Raw genomic sequence first — 14002 nt, forward strand, 5'->3', positions numbered from 1 at the left:
ATACGCCGCCTTGAAGTTCAATGTCGCGAGTATTCCAATGTCAGAAAGCCCAAAAAAAGTGATCGTCGGCATGTCCGGCGGTGTCGATTCCTCCGTTTCCGCCTGGCTGTTGCAACAACAGGGTTATCAGGTAGAAGGCCTGTTCATGAAGAACTGGGAAGAGGACGATGGTGAGGAATACTGTACCGCGGCAGCCGATCTGGCTGACGCGCAGGCCGTGTGCGACAAGCTTGGCATTGAACTGCATACCGTTAATTTTGCCGCAGAATATTGGGATAACGTCTTTGAACTGTTCCTTGAAGAGTACAAAGCGGGCCGTACGCCGAACCCGGATATTCTGTGCAATAAAGAGATCAAATTTAAAGCCTTCCTTGAATTTGCCGCAGAAGATTTAGGCGCCGACTATATCGCCACCGGTCACTACGTTCGCCGCGCGGATGTAAACGGCAAAAGCCGGTTGTTGCGCGGGCTCGACGGCAACAAAGATCAGAGCTACTTCCTCTATACGCTTGGCCATGAGCAGATTGCGCAAAGTCTGTTCCCGGTTGGCGAGCTGGAAAAACCGCAGGTGCGTAAAATCGCCGAAGATCTGGGGCTGGTAACCGCCAAGAAAAAAGATTCTACCGGTATCTGCTTTATCGGCGAGCGCAAATTCCGCGACTTTTTAGGGCGCTATCTGCCTGCGCAGCCGGGGAAAATCATTACCGTTGACGGCGATGAAATCGGCGAGCATCAGGGTCTGATGTATCATACGCTCGGTCAGCGTAAAGGGCTGGGAATCGGCGGCACCAAAGACGGTAGCGAAGACCCCTGGTATGTGGTGGATAAAGACGTTGAAAACAATGTGTTAATTGTCGCCCAGGGGCATGAGCACCCACGCCTGATGTCGGTAGGCCTCATCGCCCAGCAGCTACATTGGGTCGATCGCGAACCGTTCACCGGCACCCTGCGCTGTACGGTAAAAACCCGCTACCGCCAGACCGATATTCCGTGCACGATTAACGCGCTGGATGACGATCGTATCGAGGTCATTTTTGACGAGCCGGTTGCCGCCGTTACGCCGGGCCAGTCCGCTGTCTTTTACAGCGGCGAAGTCTGCCTGGGTGGCGGCATTATCGAGCAGCGACTGCCGCTGACGGTCTGATTATTCAATACACAACACCATTCAAGTCGCCTCAAAGCGGCTTAAAAGATGAAGTGTATTTTATTTGATACAAGGAAGCAGTGATTGTGGCAAAGAATTATTATGACATCACCCTCGCGCTGTCTGGCATTTGCCAGTCGGCACGCCTGGTGCAACAACTGGCGCACCAGGGGCACTGTGATGCCGACGCGTTGCACGTTTCACTCAACAGTGTCATTGATATGAATCCCAGTTCTACTCTGGGCGTGTTCGGCGGCAGCGAAGCTAACCTGCGTCTTGGTCTGGAAACACTGCTCGGCGTGCTGAATGCCAGCAGCCGACAAGGACTTAACGCCGAACTGACGCGTTATACGCTTAGCCTGATGGTGCTGGAGCGCAAGCTGTCATCCGCCAAAGGCGCATTGAATACGTTAGGCGATCGCATTAACGGCCTGCAGCGCCAGCTTGATCATTTTGATTTACAGTCAGACACGTTAATGAGCGCCATGGCGGGCATCTACGTGGATGTGATTAGCCCATTGGGCCCGCGCATTCAGGTGACGGGCTCCCCGGCCGTTCTGCAAAGTCCGCAGGTGCAGGCCAAAGTCCGCGCCTCGCTACTGGCAGGCATCCGTGCAGCCGTGCTCTGGCATCAGGTAGGCGGTGGTCGCCTACAGCTTATGTTTTCTCGTCATCGCCTGACGACTCAGGCAAAACAAATTCTTGCTCATTTAACCCCGGAGTTATGATCTATGGAATTATCCTCACTGACCGCCGTTTCCCCTGTCGATGGACGCTACGGCGATAAAGTCAGCGCGCTGCGCGGAATTTTTAGCGAATACGGTTTGCTGAAATTTCGTGTACAAGTCGAAGTACGTTGGCTGCAGAAATTAGCCGCGCACGCAGCGATCAAGGAAGTTCCTGCTTTTGCTGCCGACGCAAACGGTTACCTGGATACGCTTGTGGCAAACTTCAATGAAGAAGATGCCGCGCGCATTAAAACCATTGAGCGCACCACGAATCACGATGTGAAAGCGGTTGAGTATTTTCTGAAAGAAAAAGTCGCCGCGATCCCGGCGCTACATGACGTTTCCGAATTTATCCACTTTGCCTGCACCTCTGAGGATATTAACAACCTGTCGCACGCGTTAATGCTCAAAACCGCGCGCGATGAAGTGATCCTGCCTTACTGGCGTCAGGTGATTAACGCGGTTAAAGATCTCGCCACGCAGTATCGCGATATTCCTCTGCTCTCCCGCACCCACGGCCAGCCGGCAACACCTTCCACTCTGGGTAAAGAGATGGCGAACGTGGCGTATCGGATGGAGCGTCAGTTCCGCCAGCTCAACCAGGTGGAGATCCTCGGTAAAATTAACGGCGCCGTAGGCAACTATAACGCGCATATCGCCGCCTATCCGGAAGTTGACTGGCATCAGTTCAGCGAAGAGTTCGTCACCTCGCTGGGCATCCAGTGGAACCCTTACACCACCCAGATTGAACCGCATGATTATATTGCGGAACTGTTTGACTGTATCGCGCGCTTTAACACCATCCTGATCGATTTCGATCGCGATGTCTGGGGCTATATTGCGTTGAACCATTTCAAACAGAAAACCATCGCCGGGGAGATCGGTTCTTCTACCATGCCGCATAAAGTTAACCCCATTGACTTTGAAAACTCAGAAGGCAACCTCGGTCTGTCTAATGCAATGTTGCACCATCTGGCAAACAAACTGCCGGTTTCCCGCTGGCAGCGCGATCTGACCGACTCAACCGTCCTGCGTAACCTGGGTGTCGGCATCGGCTATGCGCTGATCGCTTATCAGTCCACCCTGAAGGGCGTCAGCAAGCTGGAAGTAAACCGCGATCATCTGCTTGACGAACTGGATCACAACTGGGAAGTATTAGCCGAACCGATCCAGACCGTCATGCGCCGCTATGGTATTGAAAAACCATATGAAAAACTGAAAGAGTTGACCCGTGGCAAGCGTGTTGATGCCGAAGGAATGAAACAGTTTATTGATAGTCTGGCCCTGCCGGAAGCAGAAAAAACGCGCCTTAAAGCTATGACGCCGGCAAATTATATCGGTCGCGCTGTGACTCTGGTCGACGAACTTAAATAATGCCTGCCTCACCCTCTTTTCTTCAGAAAGAGGGTGACTATTTGTCTGGTTTATTAACTGTTTATCCCCAAAGCACCATAATCAACGCTAGACTGTTCTTATTGTTAACACAAGGGAGAAGAGATGATGCGCGTACTGGTTGTAGAGGATAATGCATTATTACGCCACCACCTGAAGGTTCAGCTCCAGGATTCAGGTCACCAGGTCGATGCCGCAGAAGATGCCAGGGAAGCTGATTACTACCTTAATGAACACCTTCCGGATATCGCTATTGTCGATTTAGGTCTGCCGGATGAAGACGGCCTTTCCTTAATACGCCGCTGGCGCAGCAGTGATGTTTCACTGCCGGTTCTGGTGTTAACCGCGCGCGAAGGCTGGCAGGATAAAGTCGAGGTTCTCAGCTCCGGGGCCGATGACTACGTGACGAAGCCATTCCACATCGAAGAGGTAATGGCGCGTATGCAGGCGTTAATGCGCCGTAATAGCGGTCTGGCCTCCCAGGTGATCAACATCCCGCCGTTCCAGGTGGATCTCTCACGCCGGGAATTATCCGTCAATGAAGAGGTCATCAAACTCACGGCGTTCGAATACACCATTATGGAAACGCTTATCCGTAACAACGGTAAAGTGGTCAGCAAAGATTCGCTGATGCTTCAGCTGTATCCGGATGCGGAACTGCGGGAAAGTCATACCATTGATGTTCTCATGGGGCGTCTGCGGAAAAAAATACAGGCCCAGTATCCGCACGATGTCATTACCACCGTACGCGGACAAGGATATCTTTTTGAATTGCGCTAATGAATAAATTTGCTCGCCATTTTCTGCCGCTGTCGCTGCGGGTTCGTTTTTTGCTGGCGACAGCCGGCGTCGTGCTGGTGCTTTCTCTGGCATATGGCATAGTGGCGCTGGTCGGCTATAGCGTAAGTTTTGATAAAACCACGTTTCGTCTGCTGCGCGGCGAAAGCAACCTGTTTTATACCCTCGCCAAATGGGAAAATAATAAAATCAGCGTTGAGCTGCCTGAAAATCTGGACATGCAAAGCCCGACCATGACGCTGATTTACGATGAAACGGGCAAATTATTATGGACGCAGCGCAACATCCCCTGGCTGATTAAAAGCATTCAACCGGAATGGTTAAAAACGAACGGCTTCCATGAAATTGAAACCAACGTAGACGCCACCAGCACGCTGTTGAGCGAGGACCATTCCGCGCAGGAAAAACTCAAAGAAGTACGTGAAGATGACGATGATGCGGAGATGACCCACTCGGTAGCGGTAAATATTTATCCTGCCACGGCGCGGATGCCGCAGTTAACCATCGTGGTGGTCGATACCATTCCGATAGAGCTAAAACGCTCCTATATGGTGTGGAGCTGGTTCGTTTACGTACTGGCCGCCAATTTATTGTTAGTCATTCCTTTACTGTGGATCGCCGCCTGGTGGAGCTTACGCCCTATCGAGGCGCTGGCGCGGGAGGTCCGCGAGCTTGAAGATCATCACCGCGAAATGCTCAATCCGGAGACGACGCGTGAGCTGACCAGCCTTGTGCGCAACCTTAATCAACTGCTCAAAAGCGAGCGCGAACGTTATAACAAATACCGCACGACCCTGACCGACCTGACGCACAGTTTAAAAACGCCGCTCGCGGTTTTGCAGAGTACGTTACGCTCTTTACGCAACGAAAAGATGAGCGTCAGCAAAGCTGAACCGGTGATGCTGGAACAGATCAGCCGGATTTCCCAGCAGATCGGCTATTATCTGCATCGCGCCAGTATGCGCGGTAGCGGCGTATTGTTAAGCCGCGAACTGCATCCCGTCGCGCCGTTGTTAGATAACCTGATCTCCGCGCTCAATAAAGTTTATCAGCGTAAAGGGGTGAATATCAGTATGGATATTTCACCAGAGATCAGTTTTGTCGGCGAGCAAAACGACTTTGTCGAAGTAATGGGCAACGTACTGGACAACGCTTGTAAATATTGTCTGGAGTTTGTCGAGATTTCGGCTCGCCAGACCGACGATCATTTGCATATTTTCGTCGAAGATGACGGCCCAGGCATACCCCACAGCAAACGTTCCCTGGTGTTTGATCGCGGTCAGCGCGCCGATACCCTACGACCAGGACAAGGCGTGGGGCTGGCTGTCGCGCGCGAGATTACGGAACAATACGCCGGGCAGATCATTGCCAGCGACAGTCTGCTCGGTGGCGCCCGTATGGAGGTCGTTTTTGGCCAACAGCATCCCACACAGAAAGAGGAATAAACATTTCTGTGCGTTCTTCCACGCATCTCGTTAAGCATCCGTTATAATCGGTGTCAGATACCAGCCTGCGGATACTTAACATGGAATACCAATTAACTCTTAACTGGCCCGACTTTCTTGAACGCCACTGGCAAAAACGCCCGGTGGTCTTAAAACGTGGGTTTACCAACTTTATTGATCCGCTCTCGCCGGATGAGCTGGCGGGGCTGGCGATGGAAAGCGAAATCGACAGCCGTCTCGTTAGCCATCAGGATGGCAAATGGCAGGTCAGCCATGGCCCTTTCGAAAGCTACGATCATCTGGGTGAGAGCAACTGGTCGCTGCTGGTACAGGCGGTAAACCACTGGCATGAACCCACCGCCGCGCTGATGCGCCCGTTCCGCGCTCTGCCGGACTGGCGTATCGACGATCTGATGATCTCCTTTTCCGTTCCCGGTGGCGGCGTTGGCCCGCATCTGGATCAGTATGATGTGTTTATTATCCAGGGAACCGGTCGCCGTCGCTGGCGCGTGGGCGAAAAGCTGCAAATGCGTCAGCACTGCCCGCATCCCGACCTGTTACAAGTCGATCCGTTCGAGGCCATTATTGACGAAGAGCTGGAGCCGGGCGACATTCTGTATATTCCGCCTGGATTCCCGCATGAAGGCTATGCGCTGGAAAACGCCATGAACTATTCGGTCGGTTTTCGCGCGCCCAATAGCCGTGAGCTGATCAGCGGTTTTGCCGATTACGTCCTGCAACGGGATCTGGGCAACACATACTACAGCGATCCGGATATGCCGTCCCGCAAACATCCGGCGGATATCCTGCCGCAGGAGATGGATAAACTGCGTAATATGATGCTCGATTTGATCAATCAGCCCGCGCATTTCCAACAGTGGCTTGGCGAGTTTATCTCTCAGTCACGCCACGAACTGGATATTGCGCCGCCGGAGCCGCCGTATCAGCCAGACGAAATTTACGATGCCTTAAAGCAAGGCGAGGCATTAGTACGTCTCGGCGGGCTTCGCGTATTGCGTATCGGCGATGAAGTCTATGCGAATGGCGAAAAAATAGACTCTCCGCATCGCCCCGCTCTGGAAGCGCTCACCAGTCATATTGTACTGACCGCTGAAAACTTCGGCGATGCGCTGGAAGACCCTTCCTTCCTCGCGATGCTGGCGGCGCTGGTGAATAGCGGATACTGGTTTTTCGAAGGATAAGAACATCGCAATGCCCGGCGACCGCCGGGCTGACGCAAACTATCCACAACGATCGCCGCCAGGTTTGGCGAAATCGTTATATTGCGGATCGCCCGGATAAATCGAGTGGGCCATTCGATGGCGAAATGACATTTGCCGATAGCGCCGCGCCTGCGCGTTATCTCCAAGACCTTCGGCAATATTAGCCAGTTGCTGTAATCGTTCATACTGCATCTTTGCTGGATAAGCTACGGCATCAAGCGTAAAGGCGCGTTCCGCAAAGTCTTTTGCTTGTTCAAGCTGTTGATTATTCTTATAAAGCAGCGAAATACCATACAACACCATGGATACGTCGGACTGCCGACGTTTATATTCTTCCAGCAATGGGAGATAGGGGGAGGTACTGTCCAGGTCGATGTTTTCGGGCAAATAAAAGCGTAATCGTGATATTACCGTCGCCATTGGCGTTAAACGGCTCTGGTAATACGCGATAAGTTTAAGGTAGAGATCTTTCGCTTCCTTATAATGATGGCCCTGTGCATAAAAGCCAGCAAGATTATTGCTGTCAACCGTCATTTCGCCGAATTCGGTGCCATAAAGCGTTTGCTCAATTTTTAGCGCCTGACTTAGCGCATTAATCGCCTCGCTAATATGCCCTGCATTATAAGCAATATCCGCTTTCTGCTGCAAAAAAGAGGCGACGCGCTCACGATTATCCCAGGTTTTATCCCGTAAAATAACGCCCAGCCACTGCTGCTCCGTTGCGTCTATCTTCGCCAAATAATAGGCTTTACGCGCACTATCACATTCGACATCCCGCTCTTCCAGCGCCTCAGAATAAGCGTCGCGCATCCTGTTTAAGGTATAAACCAATGCTTCCGTCGATGCCTTTTTGTCTTTAAGACGCCACGTTAATGCCTGCTCTTGCCAGGCTATCCGCTGACGGTAATCAACCTTGATCTCGTATCGCCACTGCTCTGTAGGTGAATACTCTATATGGCGATCGTCACTGTAAACATAAAAGGCCGCCAGGTGTTCAAACATATCGGCCCGATCGCCCGGATAAGTGCCCGCCGGGAATGTTTTCATGATTGCCCGCGCTCGCAGCAGCATTTGCGGCGTTAATTCAGGTTTACCCAGCCATTGATAAATATCGCTTTGTAATAGCAGGCTACGAACAAGCTGTATTGAGCGTTTGCCATATTGCCGCGAGGCCAGCCTCACCGCATCATCAATAAACGTCATGCAGGTTTCATCGCCGGTCATAAAACATGCTGCAGATTGTTGCTGGCGCTGGGACCAGGAAGGCGGATATTCGGCGCTCCAGGCAGAAAAATTGATGGCGGAAAATATCCCGCCATAAATAATAAAACGCTTCACCACAATGCGTAACATTCGCTACTGGCCGCGCTTCGCCGTCAGCTCCGCGATACGTACAATCACCTGTACCGCTTTTTCCATCCCCTCCAGCGTCACAAACTCATGTTTACCATGATAGTTATATCCGCCGGTAAAGAGATTAGGACACGGCAGGCCCATAAACGACAGTTGCGCCCCGTCTGTACCGCCGCGAATTGGTTTCATCTCCGGCGTAATATGACAGTCACGCATGGCCTGCTGGGCGATATCGAGAATATGCGGATGCTCAACCACTTTTTCGCGCATATTGTAATAACTGTCTTCAATCACCAGTTCGATATAGCAGTCCGGATGCAGCCCCTTACCGACTTTTTTGGCAATCTCCATCATTTTGCGTTTACGCGCTTCAAACTGCTTACGGTCGAAATCGCGAATGATGTAGTGCATTTCGGCCCGGTCAACGGTGCCTTTCATGCTGGCCAGATGATAAAACCCTTCGTAACCTTCAGTGGTTTCAGGCGCTTCATCCGCCGGCACTTCCGCGTGAATCCTCGCCGCCAACGACAGCGCATTGACCATCACACCTTTCGCCGTACCAGGATGCACGTTATTGCCGACGATTTTGATATTCACCGAGGCGGCATTGAAGTTTTCAAACTCCAGTTCGCCCACGCCGCCGCCGTCGACCGTATAGGCCCACTGCGCGCCAAATTCCTCGACATCGAAGTGCTTCGCGCCTTTCCCTACCTCTTCGTCAGGCGTAAACGCCACTTTAATTTCGCCGTGGGGAATAGGATTACCTTTCAGCACCGCCAGCGCGGTCATGATCTCCGCAACACCGGCTTTATCGTCCGCGCCCAGCAATGTCTTACCATCGGTAGTAATCAGCGTCTGTCCCAGTAATTGATGCAGTACCGGGAACATCACGGGTGACAACACCTCATCGCCAATCCCTAATGCTATATCGCCGCCGCGATAATTCTCGACAATCTGCGGGTTAACGTTTTTACCGCTGAAATCCGGAGAGGTATCCACATGGGAGATAAAACCAATGGCGGGAATATCCCCCTCAACATTGGCCGGGAGCGTCGCCATCAACGTCCCTTTTTCACTTAATGTAATGTTAACCAGCCCCATCTCTTCGAGCTGCTGTTTGAGCAAACGTAGTAACTTCCACTGCCCCTCAGTGCTGGGAACCTGCCGAACACCCGACTTTGATTGGGTATCCAGCGATACGTAGTGTAAAAAACGCTCAAGTAGTTTATCCATGCAGTCACCCTCACTTTTCGTGACAACATTATTAATAAGCAAGAAAAGACAAATATTGCGTCAGGTCACTTTTATCCCTGCAAACAAGAATATTTCACTTTGACACGCTTTCTGACTATAAAGCTAAGTCAGTAATTCGCAACAAGGATTGGCGATCACAGTGGTTTGCCGTAGAATGACCGCCCTCATTAAGAGTGATTAAGGTGGTTAACCACAAACCCCGCAGCGGTCAGCCATCCGTTGCGTTTACATGGGACAGAGTAAGAAATTGAATAATCAACCGCGTTCGCTTTCACCGCTGGTGCTTTTGTCTGGAATTAGCAAAAGTTTCGATGGCAAAGAGGTCATTTCGCAACTGGATTTGACCATTAACAATGGCGAATTCCTCACGCTGCTTGGCCCTTCCGGCTGTGGTAAAACAACCGTTCTTCGCCTGATTGCCGGCCTGGAAACCGTTGATGCCGGGCATATCATGTTGGATAACCAGGATATCACCCACGTTCCCGCCGAAAATCGTTATGTAAATACCGTATTTCAAAGCTACGCTTTATTTCCGCATATGACGGTGTTTGAAAATGTCGCGTTTGGCTTACGAATGCAAAAAACACCAGCCGCCGAGATAGCGCCTCGCGTGACCGATGCGCTGCGTATGGTGCAGCTTGAAGAGTTTGCACAACGTAAACCGCACCAGCTTTCCGGCGGACAGCAGCAGCGTGTGGCTATCGCTCGCGCGGTGGTGAATAAACCTCGCCTGTTATTACTGGACGAATCGCTCTCCGCGCTGGACTATAAATTGCGCAAACAAATGCAGAACGAGCTTAAAGCATTACAGCGTAAACTCGGTATCACGTTTGTTTTTGTCACTCACGATCAGGAAGAAGCGCTCACCATGTCCGATCGTATCGTGGTAATGCGTAATGGCGTGATTGAGCAAGACGGCACGCCGCGTGAAATCTATGAAGAGCCAAAAAACCTGTTTGTCGCCGGTTTTATCGGCGAAATTAACCGCTTTGACGCAACCGTCATTGAACGGCTTGATGAACAGCGCGTCCGCGCCAGCGTAGAAGGTCGGGAGTGCAATATATACGTCAATTTCGCTGTCGAACCGGGCCAAAAACTGAACGTCCTGCTGCGACCGGAAGATCTACGCGTCGAAGAGATCAACAATGATAACCACATCGAAGGGCTTATCGGCTACGTGCGCGAGCGCAATTACAAAGGTATGACGCTGGAGTCGGTGGTTGAACTGGAAAATGGCAAAATGGTGATGGTCAGCGAATTCTTCAACGAAGACGATCCTGACTTCGACCATTCACTTGACCAAAAAATGGCCATTAGTTGGGTAGAAAGCTGGGAGGTCGTACTGGCTGATGAAGAACACAAGTAAATTCCAGAATGTAGTGATTGTCACTATCGTCGGTTGGCTTGTGTTGTTTGTTTTTCTGCCCAACCTGATGATCATTGGCACCAGCTTTCTGACCCGTGACGACGCCAGTTTCGTCAAGATGGTCTTTACGCTGGATAACTACGCACGCCTGCTCGATCCGCTCTATTTTGAAGTGCTCCTGCACTCTCTGAATATGGCGCTGATCGCCACCCTCTCCTGCCTGGTGCTGGGCTATCCTTTCGCCTGGTTTCTGGCGAAGTTACCGGAAAAGATACGTCCGTTATTGCTGTTTTTGCTGATTGTTCCTTTCTGGACCAACTCACTGATCCGCATCTATGGGCTAAAAATATTCCTGAGCACTAAAGGTTATCTCAATGAATTCCTGCTGTGGCTGGGCGTGATTGATACGCCGATTCGCATCATGTTCACCCCGAGCGCCGTTATTATCGGCCTGGTTTACATTTTGCTGCCGTTTATGGTCATGCCGCTCTACTCCAGCATTGAGAAGCTCGACAAACCGCTACTGGAGGCCGCTCGCGATCTCGGCGCCAGTAAAATGCAAACGTTCATCCGCATCATTATTCCATTAACCATGCCGGGCATTGTCGCCGGTTGCCTGCTCGTGATGCTACCGGCAATGGGCCTGTTCTACGTCTCCGATTTAATGGGTGGCGCGAAAAACCTGCTGATTGGTAACGTCATTAAGGTACAGTTCCTGAATATTCGCGACTGGCCGTTTGGCGCGGCTACCAGCATTACGCTGACCATTGTGATGGGACTCATGCTGTTGATTTACTGGCGGGCTTCCCGCTTATTGAATAAGAAGGTGAGTGATATAAGCGATTAATTGCGCAACGCTAACAAATCCACACGCATCCAGGCATGAAGTTTATTCAAGGGTAAACTTCATGCCTTCGGCATAAAAAACGCATGAAAGCAGTTGCCGCCAGTATTGCAAACCTACAACATCATCCGCGCCAGGCCTTCTTTTATTTTTACCTGTAGCGACGCTATCACAGACAGTAATGCGTTTATACGCGAAGCTCTCAGGTTTTATACTGATTGCCAGTCTCTTTTAAAAATTATATTACATCCGATGCGCCCGCAGTTGAGATAAAAAGGGTCGATTTAATCAATTATGTAGTCATTTTTACTCCAGTATAAGTGAGATTAATATGCCGATTACTATAGGGAATGGTTTTTTAAAAAGTGAAATCCTTACCAACTCCCCAAGGAATACGAAAGAAGCATGGTGGAAAGTTTTATGGGAAAAAATTAAAGACTTCTTTTTTTCTACTGGCAAAGCAAAAGCGGACCGTTGTCTACATGAGATGTTGTTTGCCGAACGCGCCCCCACACGAGAGCGGCTTACAGAGATTTTTTTTGAGTTGAAAGAGTTAGCCTGCGCATCGCAAAGAGATAGATTTCAGGTTCATAATCCTCATGAAAATGATGCCATCATGATTCTTCGTATCATGGATCAAAACGAAGAGAACGAATTGTTACGTATCACTCAAAATACCGATACCTTTAGCTGTGAAGTCATGGGGAAGGTCTATTTTTTAATGAAAGATCGCCCGGATATTTTAAAATCGCATCCACAAATGACGGCCATGATTAATACAAGATATAGCGACATCGCAGATTACCCCTTCCCTTCGACATTATGTCTCAATCTTGCTGGCGCGCCGACATTATCGGTTTCATTAGACAACATAGAGGGGTATTTATATTCTGAATTGAGAAAAGGACATTTAGATGAGTGGAAAACGCAAGAAAAGGTAACCTACCTGGCAGCGAAAATTCAGTCCGGGATTGAAAAGACAACGCGCATTTTACAGCATGCGAATATATCCGAAAGGACTCAGCAAAACGCATTTTTAGAAACAATGGCGATGTGTGGATTAAAACAGCTTGAAATACCACCACCGCATACCCACATACCTATTGAAAAAATGGTAAAAGAGGTTTTACTGGCGGATAAGACGTTTCAGGCGTTCCTCGTAACGGATCCCAGCACCAGCCAAAGTATGTTAGCTGAGATAGTCGAAGCCATCTCTGATAAGGTTTTTCACGCCATTTTTAGAATAGACCCCCAGGCTATACAAAAAATGGCGGAAGAACAGTTAACCACGCTACATGTTCGCTCAGAACAACAAAGCGGCTGTTTATGTTGTTTTTTGTAAAATCAGACGACGTTTTCTCAGACGTCACGTTCAGGGTTTACTCACGTACTTCCTGTTTGCCTACAGAGTAACCTCTTGCCTGGCGCAATAATGCCGCATATGACCGGATCGGATGAGAATAGTCATTTAAATGGCCTTTTTTTCCCGCTCGTCTGGCAATTTGTTGTAAAATTCGCGGCTTCAAGCGGCAGCTTGCTTCTTCCTGGCTGCTGATAACCGCGAGACGTTTTGGAGAGATTTTGGAGAAGAGAAAAAATTGATCATTTTCAATACTCTAAAAGCACCCCATCCTCTGAATAAGAAGGTGGAACTTGAATGATCGGTCGGCTGCTCCGTGGCGGTTTCATGACTGCCATCTATGCGTATCTGTATATTCCCATCATTATTCTGATCGTGAACTCCTTCAACAGTTCGCGGTTCGGCATTAACTGGCAGGGCTTTACCACTAAATGGTACGAACTACTGGTCAATAACGACAGTCTGTTGCAGGCCGCTCAACATTCACTGACGATGGCGATTTTTTCAGCGACCTTCGCCACGTTGATTGGCTCGTTAACCGCGGTGGCGCTTTATCGCTACCGCTTTCGCGGGAAACCATTCGTCAGCGGGATGCTGTTTGTAGTAATGATGTCGCCGGATATCGTGATGGCGATCTCCCTGCTGGTGCTGTTTATGTTACTCGGCATTCAACTGGGGTTTTGGTCGTTGCTGTTCTCGCATATCACCTTTAGCCTGCCGTTTGTGGTCGTCACGGTCTATTCGCGCCTGAAAGGCTTTGATGTCAGAATGCTGGAAGCCGCAAAAGACCTGGGGGCCAGTGAGGTAACGATTTTACGCAAAATCATTCTGCCGCTGGCGATGCCGGCGGTGGCGGCGGGCTGGTTGCTGAGCTTTACGTTGTCGATGGACGATGTAGTGGTCTCGTCGTTTGTCACCGGGCCGGGCTATGAAATTTTACCCTTAAAGATTTATTCCATGGTAAAAGTCGGCGTTTCACCAGAAGTGAACGCGCTGGCGACCGTTTTATTGGTGCTGTCTCTGGTAATGGTCATTGCCAGCCAGCTTATTGCTCGTGATAAAACCAAGGGCCGATAAGGCCCGTAATTCAGGGGA

General features: G+C 50.3%; 12 protein-coding genes. 10 read left to right on the plus strand and 2 right to left on the minus strand.

Annotated elements, in window-relative coordinates; translation table 11 throughout:
* Positions 1-37: 37 nt before the first annotated feature.
* From mnmA to HU143_RS13515, 6 genes are all read left to right on the plus strand, one after another.
* A complete protein-coding gene (gene mnmA, locus HU143_RS13490; protein ID WP_000004540.1) occupies positions 38-1144 on the plus strand; it encodes a tRNA 2-thiouridine(34) synthase MnmA in 1107 nt (368 codons plus the stop codon).
* A gap of 86 nt (positions 1145-1230) precedes the next feature.
* A complete protein-coding gene (gene hflD, locus HU143_RS13495) occupies positions 1231-1872 on the plus strand; it encodes a high frequency lysogenization protein HflD (protein ID WP_001519653.1) in 642 nt (213 codons plus the stop codon).
* A 3-nt stretch (positions 1873-1875) separates the two neighbouring features.
* Positions 1876-3246, plus strand: a complete 1371-nt coding sequence (gene purB, locus HU143_RS13500; RefSeq protein WP_023227249.1) for an adenylosuccinate lyase — start codon at positions 1876-1878, stop codon at positions 3244-3246.
* A gap of 126 nt (positions 3247-3372) precedes the next feature.
* Positions 3373-4044 carry a two-component system response regulator PhoP gene (gene phoP, locus HU143_RS13505; protein WP_001537766.1) on the plus strand — a complete coding sequence of 224 codons (672 nt, stop codon included), beginning with the start codon at positions 3373-3375 and terminating at the stop codon, positions 4042-4044.
* On the plus strand, positions 4044-5507 hold the full coding sequence (gene phoQ, locus HU143_RS13510) for a two-component system sensor histidine kinase PhoQ (protein WP_023227250.1): 1464 nt from the start codon (positions 4044-4046) through the stop codon (positions 5505-5507). Before phoP ends, phoQ begins: the two co-directional genes overlap by 1 nt.
* An 80-nt stretch (positions 5508-5587) precedes the next feature.
* Entirely contained in the window at positions 5588-6709 is a 1122-nt protein-coding gene (locus HU143_RS13515) for a cupin domain-containing protein (protein WP_000456524.1), read from the plus strand.
* Between the two features lie 39 nt (positions 6710-6748).
* Here HU143_RS13515 and HU143_RS13520 read toward each other — a convergent pair whose 3' ends face one another.
* Together HU143_RS13520 and pepT are read right to left on the minus strand one after the other, a co-directional pair.
* Positions 6749-8083, minus strand: coding sequence for a hypothetical protein (locus HU143_RS13520; protein ID WP_023227251.1), 1335 nt, complete (start codon positions 8081-8083; stop codon positions 6749-6751).
* A gap of 3 nt (positions 8084-8086) precedes the next feature.
* Positions 8087-9316, minus strand: coding sequence for a peptidase T (gene pepT, locus HU143_RS13525; protein ID WP_000359418.1), 1230 nt, complete (start codon positions 9314-9316; stop codon positions 8087-8089).
* A 250-nt stretch (positions 9317-9566) separates the two neighbouring features.
* Here pepT and potA point away from each other — a divergent pair, with 250 nt between their 5' ends.
* The 4 genes from potA to potC all read left to right on the plus strand — a co-directional run bounded on the left by potA (position 9567) and on the right by potC (position 13984).
* Positions 9567-10703, plus strand: a complete 1137-nt coding sequence (potA, locus tag HU143_RS13530; protein ID WP_000531608.1) for a spermidine/putrescine ABC transporter ATP-binding protein PotA — start codon at positions 9567-9569, stop codon at positions 10701-10703.
* Positions 10687-11550, plus strand: coding sequence for a spermidine/putrescine ABC transporter permease PotB (gene potB, locus HU143_RS13535; protein WP_000799391.1), 864 nt, complete (start codon positions 10687-10689; stop codon positions 11548-11550). Before potA ends, potB begins: the two co-directional genes overlap by 17 nt.
* Positions 11551-11878: 328 nt before the next feature.
* A complete protein-coding gene (gene sifA / locus HU143_RS13540; protein WP_023227252.1) occupies positions 11879-12889 on the plus strand; it encodes an SPI-2 type III secretion system effector SifA in 1011 nt (336 codons plus the stop codon).
* A gap of 315 nt (positions 12890-13204) precedes the next feature.
* Positions 13205-13984, plus strand: coding sequence for a spermidine/putrescine ABC transporter permease PotC (potC, locus tag HU143_RS13545; protein WP_000580299.1), 780 nt, complete (start codon positions 13205-13207; stop codon positions 13982-13984).
* Positions 13985-14002 lie beyond the last annotated feature (18 nt).

The organism is Salmonella sp. SJTUF14076, assembly GCF_015534835.1.
GTDB classification, from domain to species: Bacteria; Pseudomonadota; Gammaproteobacteria; order Enterobacterales; family Enterobacteriaceae; genus Salmonella; species Salmonella enterica.

Excerpts from the sequence above, each read along its gene's own strand:
- mnmA (WP_000004540.1), top strand. The coding sequence starts at position 38 with ATGTCAGAAAGCCCAAAAAAAGTGATCGTCGGCATGTCCGGCGGTGTC.
- purB (WP_023227249.1), top strand. The coding sequence starts at position 1,876 with ATGGAATTATCCTCACTGACCGCCGTTTCCCCTGTCGATGGACGCTAC.
- phoP (WP_001537766.1), top strand. The coding sequence starts at position 3,373 with ATGCGCGTACTGGTTGTAGAGGATAATGCATTATTACGCCACCACCTG.
- phoQ (WP_023227250.1), top strand. The coding sequence starts at position 4,044 with ATGAATAAATTTGCTCGCCATTTTCTGCCGCTGTCGCTGCGGGTTCGT.
- HU143_RS13515 (WP_000456524.1), top strand. The coding sequence starts at position 5,588 with ATGGAATACCAATTAACTCTTAACTGGCCCGACTTTCTTGAACGCCAC.
- HU143_RS13520 (WP_023227251.1), bottom strand. The coding sequence starts at position 8,083 with ATGTTACGCATTGTGGTGAAGCGTTTTATTATTTATGGCGGGATATTT.
- pepT (WP_000359418.1), bottom strand. The coding sequence starts at position 9,316 with ATGGATAAACTACTTGAGCGTTTTTTACACTACGTATCGCTGGATACC.
- potA (WP_000531608.1), top strand. The coding sequence starts at position 9,567 with ATGGGACAGAGTAAGAAATTGAATAATCAACCGCGTTCGCTTTCACCG.
- potB (WP_000799391.1), top strand. The coding sequence starts at position 10,687 with ATGAAGAACACAAGTAAATTCCAGAATGTAGTGATTGTCACTATCGTC.
- sifA (WP_023227252.1), top strand. The coding sequence starts at position 11,879 with ATGCCGATTACTATAGGGAATGGTTTTTTAAAAAGTGAAATCCTTACC.
- potC (WP_000580299.1), top strand. The coding sequence starts at position 13,205 with ATGATCGGTCGGCTGCTCCGTGGCGGTTTCATGACTGCCATCTATGCG.